Source organism: Luteimonas sp. KH_071 (assembly GCF_057838005.1).
Genome location: NZ_CM174458.1, coordinates 2,543,366 through 2,554,719, shown reverse-complemented (window position 1 = coordinate 2,554,719; position 11,354 = coordinate 2,543,366). Strand labels below are relative to the sequence as shown.

The 11,354-nt window shown below is 67.5% G+C and carries 14 protein-coding genes; 1 reads left to right on the top strand and 13 read right to left on the bottom strand.

From position 1 onward, the window contains the following. Positions 1–369 precede the first annotated feature (369 nt). From AC3IRM_RS11760 to AC3IRM_RS11730, 7 genes are all read right to left on the bottom strand, one after another. Positions 370–705 carry a non-heme iron oxygenase ferredoxin subunit gene (locus AC3IRM_RS11760; protein ID WP_489203331.1) on the bottom strand — a complete coding sequence of 112 codons (336 nt, stop codon included), beginning with the start codon at positions 703–705 and terminating at the stop codon, positions 370–372. Next, positions 702–1,241 (bottom strand): GNAT family N-acetyltransferase, encoded by a 540-nt coding sequence (locus AC3IRM_RS11755; RefSeq protein WP_489203330.1) that lies wholly within the window; start codon positions 1,239–1,241, stop codon positions 702–704. Before AC3IRM_RS11755 ends, AC3IRM_RS11760 begins: the two co-directional genes overlap by 4 nt. Positions 1,242–1,353: 112 nt before the next feature. Further along, the gene (locus AC3IRM_RS11750; protein WP_489203329.1) at positions 1,354–2,637 is read right to left on the bottom strand and encodes a cysteine desulfurase; all 1,284 of its coding nucleotides are present in this window, start codon (positions 2,635–2,637) and stop codon (positions 1,354–1,356) included. Further along, entirely contained in the window at positions 2,634–3,878 is a 1,245-nt protein-coding gene (sufD, locus tag AC3IRM_RS11745; RefSeq protein ID WP_489203328.1) for a Fe-S cluster assembly protein SufD, read from the bottom strand. Before sufD ends, AC3IRM_RS11750 begins: the two co-directional genes overlap by 4 nt. Continuing rightward, positions 3,878–4,642, bottom strand: a complete 765-nt coding sequence (gene sufC, locus AC3IRM_RS11740) for a Fe-S cluster assembly ATPase SufC (protein WP_489203327.1) — start codon at positions 4,640–4,642, stop codon at positions 3,878–3,880. Before sufC ends, sufD begins: the two co-directional genes overlap by 1 nt. A gap of 111 nt (positions 4,643–4,753) precedes the next feature. Further along, on the bottom strand, positions 4,754–6,211 hold the full coding sequence (sufB, locus tag AC3IRM_RS11735) for a Fe-S cluster assembly protein SufB (RefSeq protein ID WP_489203326.1): 1,458 nt from the start codon (positions 6,209–6,211) through the stop codon (positions 4,754–4,756). 16 nt (positions 6,212–6,227) lie between these two features. Beyond that, on the bottom strand, positions 6,228–6,695 hold the full coding sequence (locus AC3IRM_RS11730; protein ID WP_489205913.1) for an SUF system Fe-S cluster assembly regulator: 468 nt from the start codon (positions 6,693–6,695) through the stop codon (positions 6,228–6,230). 184 nt (positions 6,696–6,879) lie between these two features. Between AC3IRM_RS11730 and AC3IRM_RS11725 the strand changes: the two genes are divergently transcribed. After that, positions 6,880–7,374, top strand: a complete 495-nt coding sequence (locus AC3IRM_RS11725; RefSeq protein ID WP_489203325.1) for an SET domain-containing protein — start codon at positions 6,880–6,882, stop codon at positions 7,372–7,374. Positions 7,375–7,551: 177 nt separating this feature from the next. Here AC3IRM_RS11725 and AC3IRM_RS11720 read toward each other — a convergent pair whose 3' ends face one another. The 6 genes from AC3IRM_RS11720 to AC3IRM_RS11695 form a co-directional block, all read right to left on the bottom strand. Continuing rightward, entirely contained in the window at positions 7,552–8,262 is a 711-nt protein-coding gene (locus AC3IRM_RS11720) for a hypothetical protein (RefSeq protein ID WP_489203324.1), read from the bottom strand. Next, positions 8,252–8,812, bottom strand: coding sequence for a DUF1439 domain-containing protein (locus AC3IRM_RS11715; RefSeq protein WP_489203323.1), 561 nt, complete (start codon positions 8,810–8,812; stop codon positions 8,252–8,254). The genes AC3IRM_RS11720 and AC3IRM_RS11715 overlap by 11 nt, the downstream gene beginning before the upstream one ends. A gap of 71 nt (positions 8,813–8,883) precedes the next feature. Next, complete coding sequence (locus AC3IRM_RS11710; protein ID WP_489203322.1) at positions 8,884–9,318, bottom strand: hypothetical protein; 435 nt, start codon at positions 9,316–9,318, stop codon at positions 8,884–8,886. A 37-nt stretch (positions 9,319–9,355) separates the two neighbouring features. Beyond that, complete coding sequence (locus AC3IRM_RS11705) at positions 9,356–9,901, bottom strand: hypothetical protein (RefSeq protein ID WP_489203321.1); 546 nt, start codon at positions 9,899–9,901, stop codon at positions 9,356–9,358. Between the two features lie 42 nt (positions 9,902–9,943). After that, on the bottom strand, positions 9,944–10,585 hold the full coding sequence (locus AC3IRM_RS11700; RefSeq protein WP_489203320.1) for a M23 family metallopeptidase: 642 nt from the start codon (positions 10,583–10,585) through the stop codon (positions 9,944–9,946). A 105-nt stretch (positions 10,586–10,690) separates the two neighbouring features. Beyond that, positions 10,691–11,332 (bottom strand): tellurite resistance TerB family protein, encoded by a 642-nt coding sequence (locus AC3IRM_RS11695; protein WP_489203319.1) that lies wholly within the window; start codon positions 11,330–11,332, stop codon positions 10,691–10,693. Between the last annotated feature and the right edge of the window lie 22 nt (positions 11,333–11,354).

The following is an 11,354-nucleotide window of genomic DNA, read 5'->3' as shown; positions in this document are numbered from 1 at the left end:
CGGCTGGATGCTGGTGGCAGGTGAGTGAGGTCGTCCGGCGGCGGTGTCTCGCCCCCGCGTTCCGTCAGCGCCTGCGCGGCAGCATCCGTCGGTAGGCTTGCGTCGGCCGTGGCAGGTGCGAGAGTGGCCGCCCAGAGCAGCAGACACAGTGCGGCGATCGGCAGGGCGGGCACCCGGCAGGCACCCGTCCGCAGACAGGCGCGGAGCGGTGTATTCAGTAGTCCGATGCCCTGCGGCACGCACGCGTCCCATGCGGGCTACGTCGCCCGGTCATGGGATCTTAACCGAGAATGATTCTCGAACGCAAAAGTTAACGATTCCGTTTATCGGGTTTCGCAGCGCATTCCGGCGCGTGCTGCACGCGGTGCTTCAGTCGCGGTCGTCGCGTGTCCAGACGCCGCCGTGTTCGACCTTGGTCGGGAACTTCGCCACCGGCTCGTATGCGGGCGCACACAGGGCACGGCCGTCACGCACGTCGAACTTCGCCCCGTGCAGCACGCATTCGATGGTGCCCTGGGCCGCATCGAACGCGCCGCCGCTCGACAGTCCGAAGTCCTCGTGGCTGCACTGGTCCTCGAGCGCGTAGAGATCGCCGTCGAGGTTGAAGACGATGATCGGCACGCTGGTGATCTCATCGAAGGTGGTGCGCATCTCACCCGGCAACAGCTCGGCAGTGGCGCAGACGAAGGTCCAGGTTTCGCTCATGGTGCAACTCCAAAAGTCTTCTCCAGGACCTCGAAACGCAGGTCCTCGCGAAGCGGCATGCCGAAGCGGGTGTCGCCGTAGGGAAACGGCTTGTGGATGCCAGTGCGGCGGTAGCCACGGCGCACGTAGAAGGCGATCAGCGCGTCGCGCACGTCGATGACGGCCATGCGCATGCCGGGCACACGCCATTCGTCGCGGGCGATGCGCTCGCATTCGCGCAGCAGCGCATCGCCGGTGCCCCGGCCCTGCAGCGTGGGGTCGACCGCGAACATGCCGAAGTAGCCGAAACCATCCTCGATCGCGACGTGCGCGCAGGCGAGTGGGCGACCGTCTGCGCCATCGATCACGACGACGCGGCTGTCGGGACGGACGATGTCGCGCGCCAGTACATCGGGATCGATCCGCGCGCCATCGAGCAGGTCGGCTTCCGTGGTCCAGCCGCTACGGCTGGATTCGCCGCGGTACGCGGACGTCACCAGGTTGACGAGGGCGGGGACATCGAGAGGCGAAGCGGTGCGGAACACGGGAGCGGACATGGCGGCGGTAGAAGTCGTGACGCCCGCATTATCCCGCGCTGGCTACGCGACTGCGCGCGCGGAGTCATGGTGGCGGCTTCTCAGGCTGCGTTGCAGGTGCGCAGGCGCCGCGTCACGCCAGCAGCAGGCGCACCTTGCGCAGCGCGGCGACGAAGGCGTCGACCTCCTCGTGCGTGTTGTAGAACGCGGGCGAGGCGCGGCAGGTGGCGGCGACGCCGTAGAACTGCAGAAGCGGATGCGCGCAGTGCTGGCCGGAGCGGATCGCGATGCCTTCGAGATCCAGCAGGGTGGCGAGATCGTGCGCGTGCGCGCCCTCGACGAGGAACGACACGACCGCGGCCTTGTCCGGCGCGGTGCCGAAGATGCGTAGGCCGTCGATCTGCTGCAGCGACTCGGTGAGGTGCGCGAGCAACTCGGCCTCGCGGCGTTCGACGTGGTCCATGCCGAGCCGGTCGAGATAGTCGACCGCGGCGCCGAGTCCGACGAAGCCGGCGATGTTCGGCGTGCCGGCTTCGAAGCGATGCGGCGGGTCGTTGTAGACCGTCTTCTCGAAGCTGACTTCCTTGATCATCTCGCCGCCGCCGAGGAACGGCGGCATGGCCTGCAGATGCTCGCGGCGCGCCCACAGCGCGCCGGTGCCGGTCGGGCCACACATCTTGTGGCCGGTGAAGGCATAGAAATCGCAGCCGAGCGCGGCGACATCGACGCGGCGATGCGGCACGGCCTGGGAGCCGTCGATGACGGTGACGATGCCGCGCTTGCGCGCGTCGCGGCAGATCTCGCGGACCGGGTTCACTGTACCGAGCACGTTGGAGACGTGGGTCAGTGCGAGCAGTTTGACGTCGGGCGTCATCGCGCGGCGCAGCGCGTCGAGGTCGAGCGTGCCGTCCTCGAGAATCTCGGCCACGCGCACGCTCGCACCGGTGCGCTCGGCGACGAGCTGCCACGGCACGATGTTGGCGTGATGCTCCATGCGCGAGACAAGGATCGTGTCGCCGGCCTTCAGCCGCGGCAGCGCCCAGGAATAGGCGACCAGATTGATTGCGAACGTCGTGCCGCTGCACAGCACGAGTTCATCGCTGCGCACATTGAGGAACCGCGCAAGCTTCGTGCGCGTGCCTTCATAGGCCTCGGTCGCCTCGGTGCCGAGCTGGTGCACGGCGCGGCTGACGTTGGCGTTCTGCCGCCGGTAATAGCCATCGACAGCTTCGATCACCGCCGCCGGCTTCTGGCCGGTGTTGGCGTTGTCGAAATAGAGCAGCGGCTTGCCGTGCACCTCGCGCAGCAGCAGCGGAAAATCGGCGCGCACGGACGCCCAGTCGATGCTGCCGTCGTGCGCGACCGGCGCGCTGGGCGCATCGAACGGCGGCGTCAGCGGCGGCAGCGTGGCGCTCATACGAGCGCGAGCCCCGACAGCACGCGATCGAGGCCGGCTTCGGCGTGTGCACGCAGCGCGGGGTCGGTGATCGTCGACAGCGGCTCGCGCACGAACGCGGCGGTCAGCAGGCGCTGGGCGTCGGGCGCCGGCAGGCCGCGCGAACGCAGATAGAACAAGGCGTCCGGATCGAGCTGGCCGACCGTCGCGCCATGCGCGGCCTGCACCTCGTCGGCGTGGATCACCAGCACCGGCTGGGTGTCGATCTCGGCCGTGGGCGACAGCAGCAGGTTCTTGTTCGACAGGCGCGCGTCGGTACCGTCGGCGCCGGCATCGATGGTGATGCCGCCATGGAACACGACGCGACCGCGCTGGTCGCCGATGCCGCGCCATTTGAGCTCGCAGGCGGTGTTCCTGGCGATGTGGCGGATACCCAGGCGCGTGTCGACGTGCGCACGGCCACCCGCCAGCAGCACGCCGTTTGCGGTCAGGCGCGCGTCGTCGCCGAGCAGGCGTACATCGAGTTCGTGACGCGACAGCGCGCCGCCGGCCTCGACATCGACGCGGGTATAGACCGATGCGGCCTGCAGTTCGGCATCGGTACGCAGGAAACTGGTCGCGCCATTGCCGCGATGCTGCAGGCGGACGTGGTGCAGCTCGGCGCGGTCGGCGACGCGCACCGAGATCACGGTGTTGTCGAGATGGCGGTGCGCGCCGGCGTCGAGGTGATGCTCGACCAGGGTCAGCGACGCGCCTTCGCCGAGCGTGACGTGGTGGCGCAGATGCCAGGCAAGGTCGCCCTCGGCAGGTGCGCCGACGAACACCAGATGCACGGGCGCGTCGATGCGGATACCGGCATCGACGGAAACCGAAGCGCCGTCGCGCGCGAGCGCGCCGTTGAGGCGGGCGAACACGGCGTCGTCGCGGTTGTCGATTCCAGGCAGTGTGCCGGCATCGGCCAGCGTGCCAATCGTCAGGCCCGATGCGACGGCGCCCGTGTCGGACAGCGCTGCAGACAGGCGGCCGTTGACGAAGACCAGACGCGGCGCGGGAATCCCTGCCAACAGCCCGGCATCCACGGCGGAGTCGCCATCGCCCTGCGGCGCGACGAAGCTGCGACGCTCGAGTGCGCGCAGCGAGGTGTATTTCCAGGCTTCGCTGCGCGGACCCGGCAGGCCGGTCGCGAGCGTCGCGTCGAGGGCCGCGCGACGTGCGGCGTCGCCATCGAAGCCGGCGGCGAGAGAGTCGAGCAGGGCACTCATCAGACGGCGGTCTCCGGCGCAACGCGGTCCTTGATCCAGGTGTAGCCCTTCTCTTCGAGCTGCAGCGCAAGTTCCGGCCCGCCGGTCTGCACGATGCGGCCGTCGGCCAGCACGTGCACGACATCCGGCTTGATGTAGTCGAGCAGGCGCTGGTAGTGCGTGATCACGATGAAGGCGCGCTCTTTCGAACGCAGCGCATTGACGCCGTCGGCAACGTTCTTCAGGGCATCGATGTCGAGGCCGGAGTCGGTCTCGTCGAGGATCGCCAGCTTCGGCTCGAGCACGGCCAGCTGGAAGATCTCGTTGCGCTTCTTCTCGCCGCCCGAGAAACCTTCGTTGACGCCGCGATGCAGCAGTCGGTCGTCGAGATGCAGCACGGCCAGCTTCTCGCGCACCAGCTTGAGGAACTGCATCGAATCGAGTTCTTCCTCACCGCGCGCCTTGCGCTGCGCGTTGAGCGCGCTGCGCAGGAAGTAGGTGTTGTTCACGCCCGGAATCTCGACCGGATACTGGAACGCCAGAAACACGCCTGCCGCGGCGCGCTCTTCGGGTTCGAGCGCCAGCAGGTCCTGGCCCTGGAACGCGACCGTGCCGTTGGTGACCTCGTACCCGTCGCGACCGGCGAGCAGGTTGCCCAGCGTCGACTTGCCGGCGCCGTTGGGCCCCATGATCGCGTGGACTTCGCCCGGCTTCACGTGCAGCGAAAGGCCCTTGAGGATTTCGCGCTCGTTGATGGAGGCGTGCAGGTTGTCGATATTGAGCATAGGGATTTGAAATTCGGGATTGGGGATTCGGAAAAAGCGGGGAATCGGACTGCGGTTGGGTTCTTGCGAATCCCCAATCCTCAATCCCGAATCCCGAAGGTTCGGTGGGCGTCAGCCGACCGAACCTTCCAGCGACACGTCGAGCAGCTTCTTGGCCTCGACGGCGAACTCCATCGGCAGTTCGCGGAACACCTGCTTGCAGAAGCCGTCGACGATCAGGCTGACCGCGTCTTCTTCGCTGATGCCGCGCGTGCGGCAATAGAACAGCTGGTCGTCGCTGATCTTCGAGGTGGTGGCCTCGTGCTCGACGGTCGCACCGGGGTGCTTGACCTCGATATACGGGAACGTGTGCGCGCCGCACTGCTTGCCGATCAGCAGCGAATCGCACTGGGTGTAGTTGCGCGCACCCTCGGCGCCCGCGCCGATCTTGACCAGGCCGCGATAGGTGTTCTGCCCGCGACCGGCGCTGATGCCCTTGCTGACGATCTTCGACTTGGTGCGCTTGCCGACGTGGATCATCTTGGTGCCGGTGTCGGCCTGCTGACGATGATGGGTCAGCGCGACCGAGTGGAACTCGCCGCTCGAGTCGTCGCCGAGCAGCACGCAGGACGGGTACTTCCAGGTGATCGCAGAACCGGTTTCGACCTGCGCCCAGACCACGCGGCTGCGGTCGCCGCGGCATTCCGCGCGCTTGGTCACGAAATTGTAGATGCCGCCCTTGCCGTTCTCGTCGCCGGGGTACCAGTTCTGCACCGTCGAATACTTGATCTCGGCGTCTTCCAGCGCGACCAGTTCGACGACCGCCGCATGCAGCTGGTTCTCGTCGCGCATTGGCGCGGTGCAGCCTTCGAGGTAGGACACGTAGGCCTTGTCCTCGCAGATGATCAGCGTGCGCTCGAACTGGCCGGTGTGGCCGGCGTTGATACGGAAGTAGGTGCTCAGTTCCATCGGGCAACGCACGCCCTTGGGAATGAAGACGAAGCTGCCATCGGAGAACACGGCTGAATTCAGCGCGGCGAAATAGTTGTCGCCGACCGGCACCACGCTGCCGAGATACTGCTTCACCAGTTCCGGATGATCGGTGATCGCCTCGGACATCGAGCAGAAGATCACGCCCTTCTCGGCGAGTTCCTTCTTGAACGTCGTACCGACCGAGACCGAATCGAACACCGCGTCGACGGCGACGCCGGCGAGCCGCGCGCGCTCATGCAGCGGCACGCCGAGCTTGTCGTAGGTGTCGAGCAGTTCCTGCGGCACGTCGTCGAGCGAGGCGTACTTGGCCTTGGGCGCGGAGTAGTAGCTGACCGACTGGAAATCGATCGGCGCGATCGACAGCTTGGCCCAGTGCGGCACCGGCATGGTCAGCCAGTGGCGGTAAGCCGCCAAGCGCCATTCGGTCATCCATTCGGGCTCTTCCTTCTTCGCCGACAACGCGCGGACGACGTCCTCGTCGAGACCCGGCGGAAAGCTGTCGGATTCGATGTCGGTGACGAAGCCGGCGTCGTAGCGACGGCCGAGCTGCTCGTGGATTTCTGCGTTCGCAATCGGTTCTGCGATGTCGGTGGCCATGGGGGCTGCCTACTGTCTATGCGGAAGCGAGGCGGGCGTCGATACGCTTCGCGTCGGCTTCGGTGGAAAGGGGGGTGGCGCGTGCATCACCGAGCATCTGCGCCAGCGTCACGCTGCGCAGCGCATTGGCGACGACGTCGTTGATGCGCAACCAGTTGGTGCGCACGCCGCATTTGGCGGAAATGCCGCACTGGCCGTCGTGCAGGCTGCACTCGGTCATCGCCAGCGGACCTTCCATGGCTTCGACGATCTCGACCAGGCTGATCGCCGCGGCCGCACGCGCCAGCCGATAGCCGCCGTTGGTGCCGCGAAAGCCCTCGACAAGACCGGCCTGTGCCAGCGGCTTGAGCAGCTTGCTGACCGTCGGTGACTCGAGCCCGGCCTGATCCGCCAGGTCGGCCGCACTCATGACCGTCTCCGGCCGTGCGGCCAGCACGGTCAGCACGACGGTGGCGTAATCGGTGAGCTTGGTGACACGGAGCATGGCGGGCGGGGGCGACCGGACGAGCGTCGTTGGAAAGCGGACCAAAATTGTACGCTTTTGGGTCCGGCAGCTCAATGAGACCGGCGGCTTGCGTTCATCGCATCGCGTGCCGGCGCCGCGTGCACGCTGGCGGGTCGCCGGCTTGTTGGCCACAATGCGGGCTCACTCCGCCATGGAATCCGCAATGCCCAAGACGCCGAAGAAGCCCAAGACGCGGAAGAAGATCGAGGCGCGTCTGTCGAGCATCCACGGCAATGGCGTGTTCGCCACCGAGGCCATCGCCAAGGGCGAGCGGATCGTCCGCTACAAGGGCCTGCTGCGCACGCACGAGGACGTCGATTCCCAGTACGGCGACATCGACGAGGACGGCCACACCTTCCTGTTCACGCTCAACGACGATTACGTGATCGACGCGAACGAGGGCGGCAACATCGCGCGCTGGATCAACCACAGCTGCGCACCGAACTGCGAAGCGGTGGTGCAGGAGGATCCGAAGGAGCGCCGGCACAAAGACAAGGTCTTCATCGAAGCGACGCGCGACATCGCAGCGGGCGAGGAACTGGCCTACAACTACGGCATCACCCTCGCCGATCGGCACACACCGAAGCTCAAGAAGCTCTGGGGCTGTCGGTGTGGTTCGAAGAAGTGCACCGGCACGATGCTGCAGCCCAAGAAATAATGTTGTCTTCCGCGTAGCGGAAGACGCGTATGCCCCTCCCCCTCAGGGGGAGGGGAGGACCATCGGCGGATGCCGATGGTGGGGTGAGGGCTGGGGCTTTATCGAGTACCTCTTGCCCTACCCGCAAAAAGCGCCCTCACCCCAACCCCCTCTCCCAAGGGGAGAGGGGGTTGAACATCACGGCGCCGAAGACACTTCCCGCAGATCCGCGGACGCGATCCGCCAGGTGCGCTGCACATCGCTGGCGCCGTCCACCATCGCGCGGCGCAGCACATAACGGCCTTCGAATCGGCGGCTGCTGCCGTCGGTCTGCTGCGCGCGCAGCGACACCGGAATCTCGACGAAGCGCGAGCCGACGGCGGCATCGACCGGTCCCGGCGCGCCGATATCGACCATCACCACCGACGTGTCGCCGTAGCCGGCCGCGAACTGTTCGGGGGATTGCCCGCTCGCGCGGCCGCCGTCGGACCACAGCATGTAGGCGCGCGGGTAATCCAGGGCGTTGATCGCAGCGTAGTAAGTGCGGATCACGGCCGCCGCTTCCTCGGGCGTCGGCTCCGGGGCTTGGAACGCGGTGTCACCCGGCACGCCGGCCAGACCGGTTTCCGGATTGTCCTCGAGCGGCAGCAGCGCGCTTTCTTCGACGCCGGCTTCAGGCAGCGCCTGCTCGCCGCCGAGCGGGATATTGCCGGGGCCCGGGGCGCCACTCAGGCCGGTGACGCCGCCTGCGTTCTGTTGCGGCTGTGGCAGCGGACCGTCGGCCGCCTGGCCGGCAGTCGCGGCATCGGCGCGGTCTCCATCACGACCACAGCCACCAAGCGCGCACACCAGCGCGAAGGTGATCGCGAGCGCCGCGCCGGGCCGCACGAAGCGACGGTCAGCGCGCAAGGTGCACCACCACGCGGCCATCGGTGATGTCGACGTTGCCGATGCGCTTGCCCGATGGCAGCTTCGACAGCAGATCATCGTCGAGGCGATAGACCGGCTCGCTGCGCGCGTACTCCGACAGCAGACTGTTGACGATGCCGCGCGCGCCGCCCTTGAGCAGGGCGTTGGAGCCGGGCAGATCGAACTGCAGCAGTTCGGGGTCTTCGAGATGCAGGCCGCGGCTCGCGGGGTCGTAGCGCAGCCCGCTGACCAGTGAGAGACGGCCGGGGCGATCATCCGGGGCCACACTGCCGACGCCGAGATCGAAGTCGAGACGCAGCCGGCGATCGCCCTGCGGAATCGTCAGGCGCGGATTGTCGAGCGTGACCGAGACCAGGCCGCCGAGCTTGTCGAAGGTGCGCGGAAAGCGCGTGTCGAGCTGGCGTTGCAGCTGCGGCGTGGTGAAGGCCACCTGGTCGTTGAGCCAGGCCGAGACCACACCGAGCGACGTACAGGCGGTGACGACGAGCAGCAGCAGGGCTGCGGCGGACAAGTGCAGGGGACGGCGCATGGCACGCTCCGGAACGACGATGGAGGCACCCTACGCAGGTGCCGTGAATACGGGATTAGCGGCGTATCAGTTCAGTCCGGCGCCGGCGCCAACGGCCGGCGGTGCGGCTGCAGCCACGCGAGCAGCAGACCGAGCAGCATCATCGCGATCACGTCGAAGACGATCTGCTTCAGCGACAGCGCCAGTGGAAACGGCTGGCCCGCGTGCGCGAGCAGATGCCAGGGCACGAAGGAGACCAGTGCGATCGCGAGGCCGAAGCGCGCGCCGTGCCAGCGCTTGCTGCGATGCGGCGGCGGCAGCCAGCGATAGAGCCAGGTCATCGCGAGCCCTAACGAGACGTAGGCGAGCAGGATCCAGCCGACAAGCGCGTTCGCGTCCGTCTGCGGACGGAACAGATGGGCGAGGGCGAGATAGTCGTCACGCAGCAGCAGGCCGTGCACGAAGAAGCCCAGCGCCAGGGCGGTGGCGGAGATCGTGAAGCCGCAGATCCAGAACCGTTTGTCCATTGCAGTGTGTCCGAGAAGGCGCATCGCGCGGATCAGGTTAGCGTTGCGCGGGTGACGGATCGATGGACGCTGCGGTGATGCGCCAGGTCCCGCCTTCGCGGCGCAGATCGTAATGCCCGCTGTAGCGGCGCAGCGGCCCCTGTCCGCCAATGCGCAGATGCACGGGGATGCGCAACGTCATGGGCACGGGCGCTGCGTCGAGTGGCTGCGGCCGCTGGTTGTCGACGCGCAGCCCGGTCACGCGCTCGAGCATGCGCAGGTCGGCTTCCCCCTGCGTCGCCGGACGGCCGTGGATCCAGAACGCATCCGCCTCGCTGCGATCGTCCTTGAACAGTGCGGCGAGATAGGCGTGCACGGCCGAGACGGCGTCACGCATCGCGGCATCGTGCGCTGCGCGCAGTTCGGCGTTCGCGACCGCAGTCGCCGCGTCGGGCGATGCGCGTGATCCATCAGGCGCGGCTGCGGACGACGAATCGCGTGGCGCCAGGTCGTCCGCGTTGCGACGCAGGCCTTCCTGCACCGCAACGGCAATGCCGAGCAGGACGATGGTCGCGATGACCAGCCACCAGGTGCGATGCGACATCCGGCTCTTCCGGTGCGCCGCAAACGCGGCATTGCGCGGATGCTAGCGCGCCGCGTCGCCGTTGTCGGCACCGTGCGCGCGCAGCAGCGGCAGCGGATCGAACGCGCCGTCGCTGGCGTAGACACCGTAGTGCAGATGCGGCGGCGTGCCGCGCGCATTGCCGGTGTCGCCGACGACGCCCAACGCATCGCCGGGCCGGACCAGATCGCCCACTTCCAGCAGGTCCGCGAATCCATCGAGATGGGCGTAGTAATGACGCTGCCGTCCCGGTCCCATCACCCAGACCTGCTTGCCGCCCAGGCCGCTGTCGCGCACGCCGACGACGAGCCCATCGGTGGTGCTGCGCACCGGCGTGCCGCGCGGCGCGAAGATGTCGACGCCTTCGTGCTGGCGGTCGCGGCCGCGCGGCGCGCCGTAGGTATCGGCCACGCGTGAGGCGCGCACGCCGTCGACCGGCATCGGCAACGATTCCGGCGCAGGCGCCGCGGACAGCGTGGCGATCGCGCGCGGTTTCGCCATGAACGGCTGATGCCAGGCCCAGTAGCCGGCGGCGGCAAACAAGCCAGCCCAGAACACGAAGCCGAGCGTGGCGCGTAGCTGCGGTGTGTAGTCGCGACGCGGCTTGCGGGCCTGTGCCGGCGCAACGGGTGGTGTGGAATTCGGTGTGGGATCGGACTCTGACATGTGGTCAGGGTCGCAGGCCGGGCGCGAAGCCGGAGTCAGCGTGGCGCATTGTCCAACGCAGAACGGCCTGCACAGGGCAGGCCGTTCCGGACCCGCGACGCGGGATCAGCGCTCCTCTGTATTCGCCTTTACTTCCTGTTCGAGCCGCGTCTTGAGTTCGGGCGCGAGCTTGAGCTGGCGCGCGAGCTCGTCGAGATAGCTGCGTTCCATGAAGCTGGTCTCGTCGGCGACGAGCACGCTCGCCAGATACATCTCCGAGGCGATCTCGGGCGTGGTCGCGGCGCTGGCGACTTCGGCAGGATCGAGCGGCTTCTCCAGCTCCGCATGCAGCCAGCGCTGGACGTCGGCGCCTTCGTCGATGCGCTTGAACTCGCCTTCGATGACCTCGCGCTCGCGCGCGTCGATATGGCCGTCGGCCTTCGCGGCGGCGACCAGCGCCTTGAGGATCGCCTGGCTGTGGATGTCCACCTGCGGCGCGGGCAGGCGATCGACCGTCTGCGGCGGCGCGACAGACGCACCGGCCTGCTGCTTCTGGTAATCACCGTAGGCCTTGTATGCCATGACGCCGATCGCCGCGAGGCCGCCATACGTCGCGACCTTGCGCGTCTTCCTGTTCTTGCCGAGCAGCAGGCCCAGCGCGCCACCGGTGGCAGCGCCCTTGCCGAAATCCGCGTTGAGCAGGCTGCTGCCGGGTTTGCCGCCGGCCTGCGAGGTAAGCAGATGATTGAGAAAACCCTGGAAGCTCATCGTTCGATATCCATCGGTCGGG